This is a genomic window from Asticcacaulis sp. MM231, assembly GCF_964186625.1.
Classification (GTDB): Bacteria; Pseudomonadota; Alphaproteobacteria; order Caulobacterales; family Caulobacteraceae; genus Asticcacaulis.
Genome location: NZ_OZ075108.1, coordinates 2409629 through 2425412 on the forward strand (window position 1 = coordinate 2409629; position 15784 = coordinate 2425412).

Consider the following 15784-nt stretch of genomic DNA (forward strand, 5'->3'; position numbering starts at 1 on the left):
CTGCGCCCCCGCTGTCCTTTTGACCTGAGAGATTTAGGCGCTATTCGCGCCGTTGCTCCGTCGGTGGGATGTCTGGCATCCACTTTCCAGCGTTTGAGTTATCCTACGGTCCGTGGGCCTGAGCGTTTCCGGGGCGGTTGCGCCTTCGGCGGTGTAACCGAAGCTACACTCTCTCCCGTAGGGGTATCTCGCTTGTGCGATAGGCCGGGAGAAGAGTTAAGGCGTGTTTGAACACCCCACAATGATTTGTAGGGCACCTGTCGCAGCGCCCCTGACAGGCTCCAAACAGAGACTTACCTGAAGCAATATGATGAACTGCTTGTCACGGGCCGCCTGACAATTGCGCATTGAAGCAATTGGAATCGATCTTTGTAAACTCAGCTAATCAGCAGCTAAGGAATATAAGAATGAAAGAATACGAGCCGGAAAATGAACAAAATATCTTGGGAATCAAAATTCTGAATTTTTTTTATAGCGAGTGCAAAAGGAAAGTATTCAATTTCGGCATTAGTAATTATCGTCGCAATGTTTCTTTGGAAGATGTTTGGCTAGCCCAGCCACCTCACCAGCCAGAAGCCCAGTAGCGCCACGATCCCCACCATCAGTGCGGCCAAGATCAGCATCACCGACAGGCTGGCGATTTTTTGCCCCAGGCTGATCGGCTCATAGCTATAGGCGTCCACCGGCCAGACCTTGCTCTGAACCAGCGCCTTCAGTTCACCCACGGTGAAATCGCGGTAGACCAGACAGCTATCCGGCCACAGCCACCAGAACGGGCTGACCTTCTGTTCCGCCGGCGGCATGACGCCATGCAACTTGAGCAGCAACAGCATATCGTCGATATAGAAGTCGGTTTTGGTCTCGGCATCAAGATCGCCGATCACCCAGGCGTCATCGCCGTGCGCCTTGAACCGCTCCAGCGCATCAGGCGACAGGCGCGTCTCCAGCATGGCGTGGAGCCCCTTTTCAAACGGTTTAGCCATTATTGACGATCAGCTTCAAATGGCTCTTTTCGCGCAATTCGGGCGGATCGTAAACCTCCGGACGCTCTACTTTTTCTCCGCGACCTAAGAAGCGGTGCTTGTATTTCGCCATCTGCGGCAGCAGCGACGCCTCCAGATGCGCCGTGGTGATCTCAACGCAACTATCGGCGATGCGCTCGATATTACGGTTATGAAAACGCCCCGGCGGCGTCACCAGAACCAGCTTTTTCTTCGGAAAGCGCTCTTTGAGATAGCGCGCCGTAGCGGCATGATCGCCATCGGCCGTCACCAGATAGCAGACGTCAAACAGATCGTCCTCGGCATCGGCGGCAATGGAAAGCGCCAGATTGACGTCACCCTGCTTTTCCACGGCCACCTGCCATTTGTGACCGCAAGCATTGCAGCCATCCATAGCGTGAATGAAATGGCCCATGCGGCAGATGACGCCCTGCCCTTTCAGCGCCTTCATATAGTCTTCGTGGCGCTTGAGTTTTGAGCGGTTGGTGGGGGAAAAGGCCGAGCACCACACCACGCGCTTGACCACCTCGGACTTCGGGGCAATGGCACGGCCAAGGGCTTTGAGATTCAGCCATTTGAGATAGGGGCGCTTGTAGGCATCGACCGCGTTATAGAGGTTGAAGCCATCGATATAGAAGGCGGCGCGCTTGCGAAAAAACGGTAATGACCAACCGCCTCCCGAACCTGCACTTGAGCCCTTCGACATACCGCAACCCGCCCCGTTAACGCCTTGGTAACAATAAACCTCAGTTACGAGGATTTGTCAGCAGATTTTGTTCCGGAGGAAGAAAGAAGGGTTTAACCACGGATCAACGGCCCATTGCCGTCGGCACGGATGCCGCTGCGCGGCGACACGGATAAAGGCACGGATTTCGTGACACTCAGTGATCGTTCGAGACCAGAACGATAGTTCCCTTGACGGCATAGCCGTCATACAAAGCTGGGTTTCAAGCAGCGGCTTTTCAAGTTACCCTGAAATCCGTGCCTTATCCGTGGCAAACTTTACATCTGTTCCGGGGCGCTCAGGCCCATCAGGTCGAGGCCCAGCTCAAGCTGTTTCAAGGTTAACGTCACCAGCCCCAGGCGCGACGCCTTCACAGCCGCATCGTCACCCACGAGCACGGGGCAGTTGGCGTAAAACTTCGAGAAGCCCTGCGCCAGCCGGTAAACATGGTCCGCCAGCAGGTTCGGCGCCCTCTTGAGATAGGTTTCCTTGAGCGCGTTATCGAAGGCATCGAGCAGCAGCACCAGTTCGCGTTCCGCCGGCTCAACCACCGTGATCGCGCTTGCCGAAACACCCTGATCGGCCGCCTTGCGCAGGATCGATTTCATCCGCACCGCCTGATAGAGCAGATAGGGGCCGGTCTTGCCTTCAAAGCTCATAAAGCGATCAAGATCGAAAATATAGTTGGTCAGGCGGTGATTGCTCAACTCAGCAAATTTCAGTGCTGCCACCGCCACCTTGTGCGCCGTATCGGCAAACTCAGCCTCGGAGAGCCCTTCGCCTAAGCCCGCTTCGTGCAGGCGCGACGTTGCCTTCTCCACCGCCTGGCTGACCAGATCGTGCAGTTTCAGCGTACCGCCATCGCGGGTCTTGAAGGGTGTGCCGTCGGGCCCGTTGACCGTACCGTTGGCGGCGTGTTCAAGCTGACCGGGCTTGGCATAGCCCGCCAGATAGGCGGCGCGATAGACCTGCTCGAAGTGGGCCGATTGGCGCTGATCGACCACATAAAGCGTCAGATCGGGGCCGAATTCGGCATTGCGCTGGACGATGGTGGCCAGGTCGGTCGTGCCGTACATTGACGAGCCTTCCGACGAGACGACGAGCAGCGGCGGAATGTCCTTCTTGTCGTCCTCACGCGCCACACGCACGATCTGGGCGCCCTGATCCGGCACCAGAAGGCCCTTGGCTTTCAGGTCGACGATCATCGGCTCGATATAGGGATCGGCGTCAGATTCGCCCTTCCACCAGTCAAAGGTCACATTGAGCGCGCCATAATCGCGGATGAGCGCTTCACGGCTGACGGTGACGAAATGCTGCCACAGGGCGCGATAGCCGACGCGACCGTGCTGAAGTTCGCGGGTCGCCACCTTGGCCTTGTCGCGTAGGGCTTCGTCACCATCCTTCACGCGCTTGGCAGTGGCAGGATACAGGCGGCCGAGATCTTCAAGCGAGACCGGCGCCTCGGTAGGATAGTCACCGGTGAAAGCGGCATCGAAATAGGGCAGATCGGGCTGCTCTTCCGAAACGGCCACGATCAGCAGGCCCATCTGGTAACCCCAGTCGCCAAAGTGGGCATCGCCCATCACTTCGTCGCCCATGAAGCGCATGACGCGCTTGAGCGACTCGCCGATCACCGCGGTGCGCAGGTGGCCAATGTGCATCTCCTTGGCGACGTTGGGGCCGCCGAAATCGATGATGATCTTGCGTTTGGCAGCCACTTTCGGTGCGCCAAGCCGCGCATCGCTGGCCAGGGCGTTGGCGCGCTGGCTCAGGGCGTCTTCGGACAGGACGAAGTTGAGAAAGCCCGGTCCGGCGATATCGACGGCCTTGAGGCGGCTGTCGGCGCTGAAATGGCTTATGATCTTGCCGGCAACCTCGCGCGGATTGGCCTTGGCGGCCTTGGCGACAGCGAGCGCGCCATTACACTGGAAATCGGCAAGGTCAGGGCGGTCCGAAGCGTTGACACGGCCGGCGGACGCTTCAAAGCCTTCCGAGACGAAGGCGGCGCCAGCGGTCTCGCTGAGCTGCGTCTTGAAATCGTGGGAATCGACAAAGGCTTCGGTCAGGTCAGACATGGGGTAATCCGGGACGGTAAATCAATTCCGCCCTCTTACGCCACACGCCCGTTGCAAGACAAGGGCTAACCCACTTAAAGAGGCCGCGCCTCTACTTCTTTTCCGTGGTCGAGACGTAACGGAAATGCTTACCTTCGCGGTTGAACTCAGCCATCTGCGGCGTCACATCAAAGCCAACCAGAACCTCGAAGTTCGAGCCCGAAACGGTGATATCGGCGCGCGGAATATAGATGCCTTCGAGGCGGGTATTGACGTCAATCTTTTGTTCGCCATTGGCAAAGGTCACCGGCAGTTCAAATTCCTGCTTGGCCAGAACGGTCTGGTCACGCTCGGTGACGGCGATCCAGTAATGGTAAGTCTTGGTCTGGCCATCGGCCATCGGACCACGGCCAAGCGAGAAACTGATATCCATGCCGACCTGGATCGGATCGGTACCCTTATAGGCGCATTCGGAATGGACACCATTGATCTCGCCGGTCCATTCGGCGTTGGCGGTCGTTTCCTTATTGTCCTTGAACTCATGGAAGCGCGCGGCGTCATAAAGCACCTTCACGTAGGGGCAAGGCCCTTCGGCTTTCAGGGCCTTCATGCGCAGCGAGCGGTCGCCCCACTCATCGTCCTTCTTGGCACGATCTTCGGCGGTTTCCTGATCGCTTTGCTGCTGATCCTGACCACCACGGCCACCGCGCGACTGGGCCGAAGCCGCCGTCACCAGACTAGTGGTGAGAAGGACACCGAGGCAAGTCCCTGCCAGAATACGACGCATAATAACCGACATAGGCGAGAGATCCCCAAAGACTTCAAGATGATCGAAACGAAGCGGATCAACGCGACATTCCTTGATGGAGGATGTGTAGCGCCTTGATTTCACTTTTCAAAGGGTTTTATGGAGCACTTGCGGCCAAAGTGCGGCAGAACACCGACACCTGTGACTTCTTGATCAGACAATAAGGGCGTCTTTCCGATGGCAAAGCCGCATGAAAATGATTATGTGGAGGTCATGTCATCTGCCCAGCCTCTCAAAGTCTATCTCGCTACGCCACGCGGCTTCTGCGCCGGTGTTGATCGCGCCATCCAGATTGTCGAACGCGCCATCGAGCGCTACGGCGCGCCGGTGTATGTGCGCCACGAGATTGTCCATAACAAACACGTCGTTGACCGTCTCAAAGGGCTGGGCGCTGTGTTCGTCAAGGAACTGGATCAGTGCCCTCCCGATCGCCCGGTGGTCTTCTCGGCCCACGGCGTGCCAAAATCGGTGCCGGCCGATGCGCAGAACCGCCAGATGTTCTATCTCGATGCCACCTGCCCGCTGGTCTCCAAGGTCCATGTCGAAGCCGAGCGCCACCATAATGAAGGTCGGGAGATCATCCTGATCGGCCATGCCGGCCATCCAGAAGTCATCGGCACCATGGGCCAGTTGCCCGAAGGCGTGGTCAAGCTGATCGAGACCGTGGAAGAAGCGCGCGTTTTCGAACCCGTCGATCCGGACAACCTCGCCTTCGTCACCCAGACCACGCTCTCGGTCGATGATACGGCGGAAATCGTCGGCGCTTTGCAGGCGCGCTTCCCTAATATCGCCGTGCCGCACAAGGAAGACATCTGCTACGCCACCACCAACCGCCAGGACGCGGTCAAGCAGGTCTCGGCCGATTGTGATCTCGTGCTGGTAATCGGTTCGGCCAAATCGTCCAACTCGCAGCGCCTGGTCGAGGTTGCTCTCCGCGCCGGCGCCCGTGCCGCCTATCTGGTGGACGACGCCTCATTCGTCGATTGGGCGTGGTTCGAAAACGTCAGGGTGCTCGGCATATCGGCGGGGGCCTCTGCACCGGAAAACCTGATCGAAGGTCTGGTGGCGGCGGTAGCGGCACGTTTCGACGCCGAGGTTATAGAGAGCAATGGCGTGCGCGAAACCGTAACCTTCAAGCTGCCGAAAGCCGTGGCGTAGACCGCGCTTGCCGTTTCCAACCAACTCGCTGATAAGCCCTTATGCCAGAACGCAACCCAGAACGCACCCACGTCATTCTCTACACAGACGGCGCATGCAAGGGCAATCCCGGCCCCGGCGGCTGGGGCTGCATCCTGATGTCCGGCCTGCACGAGAAGGAACTCTACGGCTACGAGCCGCAGACCACGAACAACCGCATGGAACTGATGGCCGCCATCGCCGGGCTTGAAGCGCTGAAAAAGCCTTGTGACGTCAAGCTCTACATCGACAGCCAGTATGTGCTGAAGGGCATGACGGAGTGGATCAGGGGCTGGAAGGCACGCGGCTGGAAAACCGCCGACAAGAAGCCGGTCAAGAATGATGACCTGTGGATCAGGCTCGACGCCGCCTGCCAGCCGCACAAGATCAAGTGGATCTGGGTCAAGGGCCACGCCGGCAATCCGCTCAATGAACGCGCCGACGAACTGGCCAATAAAGGCATCGAGGAAGCCCGCGCACGGGCATAATATAGCAGGATCGGGAACGACGAAGGCCTTGCGCCAGGTTAATTTGCATGTCTCCCTACAGGCAAAGGACCACCGCCATGAAGCCCTCGCAACGCCCCTTATACGCTCAAAAGATCGATCGCGTGCTGCGTCATCTTGAAGCCGCCGATCTGAGCGAAATTCCCAATAATGAAGCGCTGGCGGCCGTGGCGGCGATGTCCGCCTATCATTTTCAGCGCATCTATCGCCTGATGACTGGCGAAACGCTTGGCGACACCATAAAGCGCATCCGTCTGGCACGCGCCCTGCCCGAACTGGTGGCGCAGGCTTCAGTATCCGAAGCCACCGGCGCTGCCGGTTACGCCACTTCGCAGGCCCTGGCCCGCGCCCTGAAAGCCGCGACCGGCCACACCGCCAGCGACATTCGTTGCAATGCCGAAGCCCAGGCCCGACTGGAAGAGACGCTGCGGCGGCCGACCTTCACCGATACGCCACCACCGACACCGGTCGAGATCGTGACAGCAGAGCCCTTGCGTTTGATGGCCGTGCGTAATGTCGGCGCCTATGCCGAACTGAACGCCGCCTATAACCACCTGTTCGAGATCGTCTTTTCGAAATGGGCCATGGCAGCTCTACAAGGCCTTTATGGCCTGCCCAGCGACGATCCGCGCTTTGTGGCCGATGCGGATTGTGTTTTTGAGGCCGCCATTGCCATCGATGATCCGACGCCGCTGGAAGATATTCATGTGCTGGAGATCGCCGGCGGTTATTATGCCCGTCAGCGCCATCAGGGCAATTTCGATCATATCTATCCGGCGATCGATGCGCTTTATGAAGCGGTTATCGATGCAGGTCACCAGATCGCCGACAGGCCGCTTTATCTCCATTATCTCGATGATCCTGAAGAGGTAGCAGAGGCCGATCAGCGCGCCGACATCTATCTACCGCTGATCAGCTAGCGCCTAAGAACATCAGGTTCATTTCGTCCCCAAGGCCCACAACAGACCACGCGTGATGATATCGGGCGCCACCGTCAGATGGTCTTCGCCCTCGATGACTTCGGACTGAACCTTGAGGTGAGGATAGCCACGCGCTTTGAGGGTCTTTTCCATAGCGTGCATATCGGCCACCAGATCATTCGTCGTGTTGTTGCGCTTGTCCGGCCCGACGACCTCATAACCGCCCGTCGCCATGAAAACCCTGGCGGATAAGTCTTTATGCGTTTGGGCATAGGCCGCCTCGCGGGCGAAAATCACCCTGTCATCGAACCACAGCGACGGGCTGCTCAGGATATAGGACTCGAACATGCCCGGATCGCTCAGAAGAATATCCGCGCCCAAAAGACCGCCATAGGAATGACCGGCGAAAATCTTGTGCGCCATGTCGGCGCGATAGGTCTTGGCGATCAGCGGAAAGACCTCATCCTTGATGAAGGCGCGATAGGCGGCGGCTTCACCATAGATATAGGGTTTGCCATCGGCGTTTTCGCCCAGCCCGCCCTTGGTCGGCGTATAGTCGCGGTTGCGGCTGAAAGTACCTGTATCGCCTTTCGCATAGGACAAGCCCACCAGAATAAACGGCTGCAAGTCCTCACCATGATTGCCGACGCGCCGGGCGATACTGCGGATCAGCGGGAAGGCATAGTCGGCATCGGTGACGAACAGCACCGGATAGGTTTTGTCCGGATGCTCGGCATAATCGTCCGGCAGGCCGACAAAGACCTGATAATCACGGTTCAAGACCTGCGCGTGAATATCGCGCACCTCAGTGTTTTTCAGAACATAGGGCTGCGGCGCGGCGGATGTGGCGGCTTGCTGCGCAGGAACGGTCGGGCTGCAGGCGCTTAGGGCCAGCAGCCCGATCAGGCATAGGATCGTCATTTTCATGGCCGGAGCAGCTATCGCTATTTCGCGCGCCTGACAAGCCTGGTGTCTTTAGACCCTATGTTCGCGCCCTGAAGCATCTGGCGGCCCGCCTCACTGTATGTCCCTATCGAGGGTTGCGCCGGGCAGGCCGGCGCCGAGCCTCGACATAGGAGACGGGCCTGATGAACGATATTATCTTTGTAGGGTTGGATGTCCATAAGGCAACGGTGGCAGTCGCCGTCGCAGAAGGAATGCGTGGTGGCGAAGTCCGTCAACTTGGTAACCTGCCGAACCGCGCCGATCAGATCAGCAAGCTGGCGGAGAAGCTCGGTAAAAATGGGCATCGCCTGAGTTTCTGCTACGAAGCTGGTCCTTGTGGTTACGGCCTGCACCGGCAACTGACCGCCCTGGGCCATGAGTGCATTGTCGTTGCTCCCTCATTGATCCCGATGAAGGCCGGCGACCGCGTGAAGACCGACCGTCGTGATGCAGCGATGTTGGCCAAGCTGCACCGGGCCGGCGAGCTGACGGCGGTGTGGGTTCCGGACGCGGCCCATGAGGCGATGCGTGATCTGGTAAGAGCTCGCGCTACGGCGGTTCGAGTGCTTGGTAAGGCGCGTCAGCACTTGCAAGGTTTCCTGCTGCGGCATGCACGTGTTTATGCCGGCAAGAGAGGCTGGACCTTAGCCTACCGGCGTTGGCTGACCACGGTGCGCTTCGATCATCCCGCCCAGCAAGTGGTTCTGCAGGATTATATTCATGCCGTCACCGATGCTCAGGTGCGTGTCGATCGGTTGACCAAGCAGATCGAGGATTTGGCGCCGCTATGGTCTATGGCGCCAGCGGTGGAGGCTGTGCAGGCGATGCGCGGCGTCGCCTTCATCGTCGCCGTGACGGTCGTAGCCGAAGTCGGCGACTTCTCCCGTTTCAACAACCCGCGCCAATTGATGGCATATCTCGGCCTGGTGCCGTCGGAGCATTCCAGCGGCACGACAGTCCGGCGGGGCAGCATCACCAAGGCCGGAAATGCTCTGGCTCGGCGAGCCCTGATAGAGGGCGCCTGGACTTATCGCATGCAGGCTCGTGTTAGCCGCAAGCTACATGACCGTATCGAAAAACTGCCTCAGAGTATCCGCGATATTGCCTGGAAAGCCCAGGTCAGGCTTTGCGCACGCTATCGTCGGCTGACGGCATCTGGCAAACCCAAGGTCGTGGTCATCACCGCCATCGCCCGCGAAATGGTCGGCTTCCTATGGGCTATTGCTCGGCAAGTGGAGGCGAAACCGGCCGCCTGAACACACTGGCCAACTATATAGGTGCCCATGGCTGGAGGTGGGGCGCGGTGGGGAAACCTCGTGCCCTGCTATGAGCCGGCTTTGCCGACGCTCGCTCCTTAGACCGAGGCAGCCCCAAGACGAAACCACGGTCATGCGGTAACCAACCCGCGCATGAGAGCTTGCTCAACCGTCGTCTTCAGCCCCGCCTCCTGCCTTGGGCATCGCCAAAAATAAGCGTCTGGGCAGAACCAGAACCCTGACGCCTGCCCGAACCTATTGACAGCGAACATGAGAGCAGTCTGTCGGATTTAGCCAAATCCGTGTATGTTTTTTGGCATGGCAAATTTCAAGAATAGTGACCGTAGCCAAGCTTTTTTGCTTCCTCCCGATCTTCGGGATTGGTTGCCGGAAGACGATTTGGCGCATTTCGTGATCGCTGCCGCGGAGCGCGTCGACTTGTCGCTTTTCAAGATCAACGACCGCGGTTCGGGCAAAGCGCAATACCATCCCCAGATGATGTTGGCGCTGTTGATCTATGGCTACGCCAATGGGATTTTTTCGTCTCGACGCCTTGAGCGAGCGACTTATCGGGACATCGGCGTTCGCTTTGTTGCGGCGAACACCCATCCGGATCACGATACGATCGCGGCGTTTCGGCGAGACAACCAGACAGCTTTCGAGCGGGCGTTTTTGCAGGTTTTGCTTATGGCGAAGGAGACGGGTCTGCTCAAGGTGGGCACCGTTTCGATCGATGGCACCAAGATCGACGCCCATGCCTCCAAAATCCGCTCTGTCCGGTACGATCGCGCCCAGGTCTTGCGTGAAAAGCTTAAGGCCGACATTGCCGAACTGACGGCGAAGGCTGAAGCCGCCGACGCCTCCGATACGCCAGATCCGCAAGCCCTGCCTGCCGAAATTGTCCGTCGCGACGCGCTGAAGTCCAAGCTCGATGCCGCTTGCGAGAGGCTTGAGGCCCAAGCCAAAGAAGAGGCGGAGGCGGAGCGTGTGGCTTATGAAGCCAAGAAGGCCAAGTATGATGCCAAGCGCGGCCGGCGTGGCAATCCGCCTGTTCCCCCCGACGACGATGCGCCACCGCCTCCCGAACGGCAGACAAATCTGACGGATCCGGATTCGGCCCTCATGCGCAAATCCAAACATCACGAATACCGTCACGCCTATAATGCCCAGGCCGTTGTCTGCGCCGAAGGCACCCAGTTGATCCTCTCAACCGAAGTCTCGGTAACACCCTCAGACCAACCGACCTTCGTAGATACGATCCAGGCCATGCAGACCGGTATCGGCCTGCCGCCACAACTCCAAAGCCAGAGCGTCAAATCCTTGAACCGTGGAGGCTGAAAATGAAAGCAAAGCTGGAAACCGAAGACGCCAAAGCCAAATACAAGCTCAGAAAGCAGACCCTAGAACCTGTCTTTGGAATCATCAAATCGGTCTTGAAGTTCAGGCAGTTCTCCCTGCGAGGACTGCAAAAGGTCAAAAGCGAGTGGAAGCTTATCGCCCTGGCATACAACTGCAAGCGAATGGATGCGCTCAAACCAGACTGAGACACCTAGTCACGGAAAAGGTCTGCCAAAGGCAAAGCCCAATCCGACAGACTGCTAGTCTCCGAAATCGAAGATATCGCCAAAGTCGAAGCCCTTTTTTTTCTTCTTGCGGCCATATTGATCATACTGACCTTGCGCTTCATGGCGCCGCCGGTCGTCGTCATCGTCACGGTCATCGCGGCGATAGCTGGGCTGCGGACGCGGCTGCGACGGCGGCGGCAGGGGAATATCGTTATCGGCCTGCGACAGGGTGATCAGCTTTTCCAGTTCGCCTCGATCGAGCCAGACGCCCTGGCACTGCGTACAGACATCGATCAGGATGCCCTCACGGATAACTTCACGGAAAGAGCCCTTACACACCGGGCAGATCAAGGCAGACATGGATACTCCTCAGAAGGTTGCGTTACCTCTATGAGATTGGGTGCCAAACACCCTGATCAAGTCCGATCACCGAAATGTCAGTTCTTTGTCAGATCGCGTTTGAAGCGTCGCCAGTTGTGCACATAGTGCGCCGCCGAGTGCGTCAGCTTACCGATCTGCTCCGGCGTCAGTTCGCGCACCACCCGCGCCGGCTGGCCGATCAGCAGCACGCCGTCCGGATACTCTTTCCCTTCCGGCACCAGCGCGCCCGCGCCGACGATACTGTTCTTACCAATCCGGGCACGCGCCAGAATCACCGCGCCAATACCGATCAGGCTGTTATCGCCGATCTCGCAGCTATGGATCATCGCCTTGTGGCCCACCGTCACGTCCGCGCCGATGGTCAGGGGCAGGCCGTCATCGGAATGGAGCACGGCGCCATCCTGGATATTGGTGCGCGCGCCGATGGTGATAGGGTCGTTGTCGCCGCGGATCACCGCGCCGAACCATACGCTGACATCGTCGCCAAGCGTCACATCACCGATGATATCGGCACCTGGCGCGATCCAGTAACGGTCGTCTTCCGGCAATTTCGGGGTCTTCTGCCCCAGTCGGTACAGGCCCATCATCAAACTCCTCTACCCGCCCGCAGCCATGTCTGAAGCGTGTCGTCTTTATTACGTTTTTGCGAAATTGTCACGGCGTCCGGTATTTTTAAGATATCGCTAACCATAGTAAACAAATCTGATACCGTCATCACAAGGGGTAGAATCAACACCTCCCCTTGATGATCGGCATCAACAGGTCTTGGGTTTCACCCTCAGAGGTCAATGTGGCAATTCGGGTAGCGTTCTCGTCCCTTGCTTCACCTCCACCGCCCCTTTCGGGCGATGGCGCCTCTCCCCGCTGTTGCCGAAGCTTCCTCCCCAATCTGTATCCCCGCACCAAAGGCGAGCCATTTACGGCGTCGCCTTTTTTCATGCTTTAAAGGAGCCCACCATGACCAAGCGCGCCGCCAAACGTTTTGTACGCGAAGGCAATCTGGATGCCGAGCAATACGCCTCGGACAACAAGGTTCGCCGGCTGAATGTTCATGGTGCCGGTGTGAACAACGGCTGGTCTCCCATGGGGCCGGTCGCCAATTCGGCCGATGGTCCGCGTGACCAGTCCTATGTGAAGACCATCAAGCCGAAATCGGAGGGACAGGCCGCGCTGATGGCCGCCATCGACGATAAAAACCTCGTCCTGGCGCTTGGGCCAGCAGGCACCGGCAAGACCTATCTCGCCATCGCCAAGGCGGTCGAAGCGCTGGAAGCCGGCAAGGTCGGGCGCATCGTGCTGTCACGCCCCGCCGTCGAGGCCGGTGAATCGATCGGCTATCTGCCAGGCGCCATGGAGGACAAGCTCGCCCCCTACCTGCGCCCGCTTTATGACGCATTGACAGATCGTCTCAGCATGAAGCGCGTCAAGGCGCTGATGGCGGAAGGCCTGATCGAAATTGCCCCGGTCGGCTACATGCGCGGCCGCACGCTCAACAACGCCTTCGTGGTCATCGACGAGGCGCAGAACTGCACCTATGTGCAGCTCAAGATGCTGCTGACACGTCTCGGCTGGAATTCGACCATGGTCGTCACCGGCGATCCGCACCAGTCCGACCTGCTGCCCGGTATTTCCGGCCTGGCCGATGTCGCCGATAAGTTCGAGGCAGTCGAAACCATCGAGGTCGTCCGCCTGAAGGACAAGGATATCGTGCGCCATCCGCTCGTGGCGCAGATGCTCGGCGTGCTGTAGGCGCAGCCGATCCGGGGAAAAAGGGCGGCAGCATCCCCTTCTGCCGCCCTTTTTTATGGCCTTATAAAGGCGCAAACCTGACATAGGCTATAAGGCCTGCAACGTGATCATTGGGCAGATATGTCACCTTTTGCGCAAAGAAAAGCCCCTTCCGCACAGGGCGGAAGGGGCGAAAAGCACTTTGGCGATGAGAGCCATTAGCCCTTGTAGCGCAGGACCTTGCCCTTGGACGTGATGTAGTAATAGTTCATGCCCGCCGGACGATCTTCAAAGTAGACCACGCGGTGATCAGGGCGTGCTGCGGGCTCATAAAAGCCCTTGTTATAAACATAATAGCTGGCATTGCGGCAGCGGACTTTTTCGTTGGAGTTCTTGCCAATCACATAACCGGCCGCGCCACCAACCGCGCCGCCGATGACGGCCGACTTGGTCTTGTCGCCCTTTTTGCCGAGCAGGCCACCGGCCAGTGCACCGGCGGCAGCGCCGATGGCGGCGTCCTTGCCGGCCAGGTCCGACTTCTTGACGTAGCAATAGCCGTCATAGCGGCCGTCAGCCACGTAGGGCTGAGGTTCGGCTGAGGCGGAAACGGCCAGGCTGACGCCGGTGCAGAAGGTCATGGCGGCGGCTGCCAGCGCCAGGGCGGGCATTTTGAGGGTGGTGAAACGAGTCATAATCTTAATCTCCGGAGCCGTATGGCTGTAAGGGCGCGATTTGGACAGCAATTACGGTAATTACATGACACAATTTCGCGTGCAAGACCACCATAGACAGCCTCACCTGAATGCAGGATGAAGGAAAAGCTTATACAACGCTTACATTTACAGGCGATTTGCTCACATGCCGCTTAGAAAAAATAAGTTAGCATCCCTCTGACCGCATCATGGCGGCAAGGGGAAACCTATGTCGCTTGCCCAGACTGAACTTAAGGATCCCGCGCCTGAGCTTACAGCGCCAGATTCCCCTATCTTGCGTCCTGATGGCTGGCTCAGCGATTTTGAATGGCGCGACGGACGTATCCTGATCCGCAAGACCGGCATAAGGATCAGGCTCGATCCTCACGTCCTCCATGAGATTTTCAACTGGGCGCTCTATCTCGCGCTGCTCCACATCGTGGCGTTCGCCACGCACCTGACCGGACGGCCGCGACCGCGCCTGTGGTTTGCGCCGGATCGGCCGCGCCCGTGGTATCTGGTGCGCGGGGCCGCCATGTGGAGCGGGATCGACCTGGCCAAACGCGCCCAGGATGCCGACGCCGCCATCTATTTCGACGACAGCACGACCGGAGATGCGCCGCCCTCACTGGTCGCCAAACGTTTCAATCATGGCTGCACCGATATCTCCAAAAGCCACGTCGCGCGCGTATTTGAAGAAATCTTCGGCTATCCTCTGACAGTCGATCCTATGCTGATCGCAAGTGAAATAGTCGAGAAGCCGGAAAAGAATGGCGTGCATGGTGGCCGCATCGTCATGGCGCCCTGCCCGCCGCGTTGCGGCTTCGTGTATCAGCGCCTCATCGACACACGCGATCCTGACGGCTGCTGCCACTATCTGCGCACGCCTTGCGCCGGCGGTGAGGCGGTGCTGGTGTGGGTAAAGATCAAGACGCCGGAAGGCCGGTTCTCGATCCATAACCGCCGCGCTGCGCTGGCCGAGGTCGCCGATATCTACACGCCGCAGGAGCAGACGCTGATCCGGCAGTTCACGGCGCGCATGGGGCTCGATTGGGGCGGACTCGATATCCTTCGCGATCGCGGAGATGGCCGTATCACATCGTCGATGTCAACAAGACCGACCTCGGCCCGCTGATCGCCCTGTCGTGGAGAGACAAAATCCGTTCGATGAACCGGCTGTCATCCGCATTGCGCCGTTTAGTGAGCCCGTCATAAAGACAATGCCTTACGACCTGTTTGCTTGTTGTCCCCGCCTTCCCGACATACCCCTTATCCGTGTTTCACTAGGTTGTGCATCCAATTCAGGGATGCACCATGCTTGACACTATGAGCCGGCCAAAAACCCAAAACGAAAGCCAAAGCGCCAGTGATCGTTTTCAGGCCTTTATCCGCGATAAGGCCTTTATCCGCGATAAGGCCTTTCCCTGCGTCGGCGCGAAGTCAGCGCTGGCCCGTCATCAGATGAACATTATCGAGGCCGGTGATATCCGCTGCCCCCGCGATGACGCCACGGTCTATGATAAGCTCAGCGAATTCGCCATCAATTTCAAGGCGCACCCCGATCTGTTCCAGACCTTCGTGGTCATCTTTGATACAAGGGACGCCCTGTCGGAAGACAGCTTCGAGCGTGCGCTATGGTCACGCATCCAGGCGCTGCACGATATCGACGTCAAGCGTGGCTATCCTTACGATCCGCGCGTCAGCCCGGATGTGACCAGTCCGCAATTCTCGCTGAGCTTCGCCGGTGAGGCCTTCTATCTGGTGGGCCTGCACCCCGGTGCCAGCCGCCCGGCGCGGCGCTTCTTATCACCGGCGATCGTGTTCAACGCCCATGACCAGTTTCAGCAACTGCGCGCCGACGGGCGCTATGAAACCTTGCGTGAGAACATCATCGGCCGCGATGTCGCCCTGGCCGGATCACCCAACCCCATGCTGTCGCGTCATGGCGATAGTTCCGAAGCCGCGCAATACAGTGGCCGCCACGTCGAAGACGGCTGGCAATGCCCTTTCAAACCCTGATCAGGACAG

The 15784-nt window shown here is 58.6% G+C and carries 15 protein-coding genes, 1 pseudogene and 1 riboswitch; of the genes and pseudogenes, 8 read left to right on the forward strand and 8 right to left on the reverse strand.

Annotation, left to right across the window (positions count from 1 at the left end; all coding sequences use genetic code 11):
* Positions 1-96: 96 nt before the first annotated feature.
* A riboswitch (glycine riboswitch) is annotated at positions 97-188 on the reverse strand.
* Positions 189-548: 360 nt separating this feature from the next.
* From ABQ278_RS11805 to ABQ278_RS11820, 4 genes are all read right to left on the reverse strand, one after another.
* Positions 549-983, reverse strand: coding sequence for a hypothetical protein (locus ABQ278_RS11805; protein ID WP_349319767.1), 435 nt, complete (start codon positions 981-983; stop codon positions 549-551).
* Complete coding sequence (locus ABQ278_RS11810; protein ID WP_349319768.1) at positions 976-1707, reverse strand: NYN domain-containing protein; 732 nt, start codon at positions 1705-1707, stop codon at positions 976-978. The genes ABQ278_RS11805 and ABQ278_RS11810 overlap by 8 nt, the downstream gene beginning before the upstream one ends.
* Positions 1708-2003: 296 nt before the next feature.
* A complete protein-coding gene (gene argS / locus ABQ278_RS11815) occupies positions 2004-3800 on the reverse strand; it encodes an arginine--tRNA ligase (RefSeq protein WP_349319769.1) in 1797 nt (598 codons plus the stop codon).
* Between the two features lie 91 nt (positions 3801-3891).
* Positions 3892-4578 (reverse strand): Tat pathway signal sequence domain protein, encoded by a 687-nt coding sequence (locus tag ABQ278_RS11820; RefSeq protein ID WP_349319770.1) that lies wholly within the window; start codon positions 4576-4578, stop codon positions 3892-3894.
* Between the two features lie 222 nt (positions 4579-4800).
* Here ABQ278_RS11820 and ispH point away from each other — a divergent pair, with 222 nt between their 5' ends.
* From ispH to ABQ278_RS11835, 3 genes are all read left to right on the forward strand, one after another.
* Positions 4801-5745 (forward strand): 4-hydroxy-3-methylbut-2-enyl diphosphate reductase, encoded by a 945-nt coding sequence (ispH, locus tag ABQ278_RS11825; protein ID WP_349322158.1) that lies wholly within the window; start codon positions 4801-4803, stop codon positions 5743-5745.
* Positions 5746-5786: 41 nt separating this feature from the next.
* The gene (rnhA, locus tag ABQ278_RS11830) at positions 5787-6251 is read left to right on the forward strand and encodes a ribonuclease HI (RefSeq protein WP_349319771.1); all 465 of its coding nucleotides are present in this window, start codon (positions 5787-5789) and stop codon (positions 6249-6251) included.
* A 77-nt stretch (positions 6252-6328) separates the two neighbouring features.
* The gene (locus ABQ278_RS11835) at positions 6329-7189 is read left to right on the forward strand and encodes a GyrI-like domain-containing protein (protein ID WP_349319772.1); all 861 of its coding nucleotides are present in this window, start codon (positions 6329-6331) and stop codon (positions 7187-7189) included.
* Between the two features lie 18 nt (positions 7190-7207).
* Here ABQ278_RS11835 and ABQ278_RS11840 read toward each other — a convergent pair whose 3' ends face one another.
* Positions 7208-8116 (reverse strand): alpha/beta hydrolase-fold protein, encoded by a 909-nt coding sequence (locus tag ABQ278_RS11840; RefSeq protein WP_349319773.1) that lies wholly within the window; start codon positions 8114-8116, stop codon positions 7208-7210.
* Between the two features lie 161 nt (positions 8117-8277).
* On the opposite strand from ABQ278_RS11840, the gene ABQ278_RS11845 reads away from it, so the two are divergent.
* Both ABQ278_RS11845 and ABQ278_RS11850 read left to right on the forward strand, forming a co-directional pair.
* The gene (locus ABQ278_RS11845; RefSeq protein ID WP_349319774.1) at positions 8278-9390 is read left to right on the forward strand and encodes an IS110 family transposase; all 1113 of its coding nucleotides are present in this window, start codon (positions 8278-8280) and stop codon (positions 9388-9390) included.
* A 318-nt stretch (positions 9391-9708) separates the two neighbouring features.
* Positions 9709-10934, forward strand: a pseudogene (locus ABQ278_RS11850) (transposase).
* Positions 10935-10988: 54 nt separating this feature from the next.
* Here ABQ278_RS11850 and ABQ278_RS11855 read toward each other — a convergent pair.
* Together ABQ278_RS11855 and ABQ278_RS11860 are read right to left on the reverse strand one after the other, a co-directional pair.
* On the reverse strand, positions 10989-11315 hold the full coding sequence (locus tag ABQ278_RS11855) for a zf-TFIIB domain-containing protein (protein ID WP_349319775.1): 327 nt from the start codon (positions 11313-11315) through the stop codon (positions 10989-10991).
* Between the two features lie 77 nt (positions 11316-11392).
* Complete coding sequence (locus ABQ278_RS11860; protein WP_349322159.1) at positions 11393-11920, reverse strand: gamma carbonic anhydrase family protein; 528 nt, start codon at positions 11918-11920, stop codon at positions 11393-11395.
* 373 nt (positions 11921-12293) lie between these two features.
* On the opposite strand from ABQ278_RS11860, the gene ABQ278_RS11865 reads away from it, so the two are divergent.
* Positions 12294-13085, forward strand: coding sequence for a PhoH family protein (locus tag ABQ278_RS11865; RefSeq protein WP_018083496.1), 792 nt, complete (start codon positions 12294-12296; stop codon positions 13083-13085).
* Positions 13086-13282: 197 nt separating this feature from the next.
* Here the strand turns inward: ABQ278_RS11865 and ABQ278_RS11870 are convergent, their stop codons facing one another.
* A complete protein-coding gene (locus ABQ278_RS11870) occupies positions 13283-13756 on the reverse strand; it encodes a glycine zipper domain-containing protein (protein ID WP_349319776.1) in 474 nt (157 codons plus the stop codon).
* A gap of 229 nt (positions 13757-13985) precedes the next feature.
* Here ABQ278_RS11870 and ABQ278_RS11875 point away from each other — a divergent pair, with 229 nt between their 5' ends.
* Both ABQ278_RS11875 and gntA read left to right on the forward strand, forming a co-directional pair.
* Positions 13986-14891: a hypothetical protein gene (locus ABQ278_RS11875; protein ID WP_349319777.1), complete on the forward strand. Its 906-nt coding sequence runs from the start codon at positions 13986-13988 to the stop codon at positions 14889-14891.
* A 179-nt stretch (positions 14892-15070) separates the two neighbouring features.
* Complete coding sequence (gene gntA / locus ABQ278_RS11880) at positions 15071-15775, forward strand: guanitoxin biosynthesis heme-dependent pre-guanitoxin N-hydroxylase GntA (RefSeq protein ID WP_349319778.1); 705 nt, start codon at positions 15071-15073, stop codon at positions 15773-15775.
* Positions 15776-15784: the final 9 nt, after the last annotated feature.

Excerpts from the sequence above, each read along its gene's own strand:
- ABQ278_RS11805 (WP_349319767.1), bottom strand. The coding sequence starts at position 983 with ATGGCTAAACCGTTTGAAAAGGGGCTCCACGCCATGCTGGAGACGCGC.
- ABQ278_RS11810 (WP_349319768.1), bottom strand. The coding sequence starts at position 1,707 with ATGTCGAAGGGCTCAAGTGCAGGTTCGGGAGGCGGTTGGTCATTACCG.
- argS (WP_349319769.1), bottom strand. The coding sequence starts at position 3,800 with ATGTCTGACCTGACCGAAGCCTTTGTCGATTCCCACGATTTCAAGACG.
- ABQ278_RS11820 (WP_349319770.1), bottom strand. The coding sequence starts at position 4,578 with ATGTCGGTTATTATGCGTCGTATTCTGGCAGGGACTTGCCTCGGTGTC.
- ispH (WP_349322158.1), top strand. The coding sequence starts at position 4,801 with ATGTCATCTGCCCAGCCTCTCAAAGTCTATCTCGCTACGCCACGCGGC.
- rnhA (WP_349319771.1), top strand. The coding sequence starts at position 5,787 with ATGCCAGAACGCAACCCAGAACGCACCCACGTCATTCTCTACACAGAC.
- ABQ278_RS11835 (WP_349319772.1), top strand. The coding sequence starts at position 6,329 with ATGAAGCCCTCGCAACGCCCCTTATACGCTCAAAAGATCGATCGCGTG.
- ABQ278_RS11840 (WP_349319773.1), bottom strand. The coding sequence starts at position 8,116 with ATGAAAATGACGATCCTATGCCTGATCGGGCTGCTGGCCCTAAGCGCC.
- ABQ278_RS11845 (WP_349319774.1), top strand. The coding sequence starts at position 8,278 with ATGAACGATATTATCTTTGTAGGGTTGGATGTCCATAAGGCAACGGTG.
- ABQ278_RS11855 (WP_349319775.1), bottom strand. The coding sequence starts at position 11,315 with ATGTCTGCCTTGATCTGCCCGGTGTGTAAGGGCTCTTTCCGTGAAGTT.
- ABQ278_RS11860 (WP_349322159.1), bottom strand. The coding sequence starts at position 11,920 with ATGGGCCTGTACCGACTGGGGCAGAAGACCCCGAAATTGCCGGAAGAC.
- ABQ278_RS11865 (WP_018083496.1), top strand. The coding sequence starts at position 12,294 with ATGACCAAGCGCGCCGCCAAACGTTTTGTACGCGAAGGCAATCTGGAT.
- ABQ278_RS11870 (WP_349319776.1), bottom strand. The coding sequence starts at position 13,756 with ATGACTCGTTTCACCACCCTCAAAATGCCCGCCCTGGCGCTGGCAGCC.
- ABQ278_RS11875 (WP_349319777.1), top strand. The coding sequence starts at position 13,986 with ATGTCGCTTGCCCAGACTGAACTTAAGGATCCCGCGCCTGAGCTTACA.
- gntA (WP_349319778.1), top strand. The coding sequence starts at position 15,071 with ATGCTTGACACTATGAGCCGGCCAAAAACCCAAAACGAAAGCCAAAGC.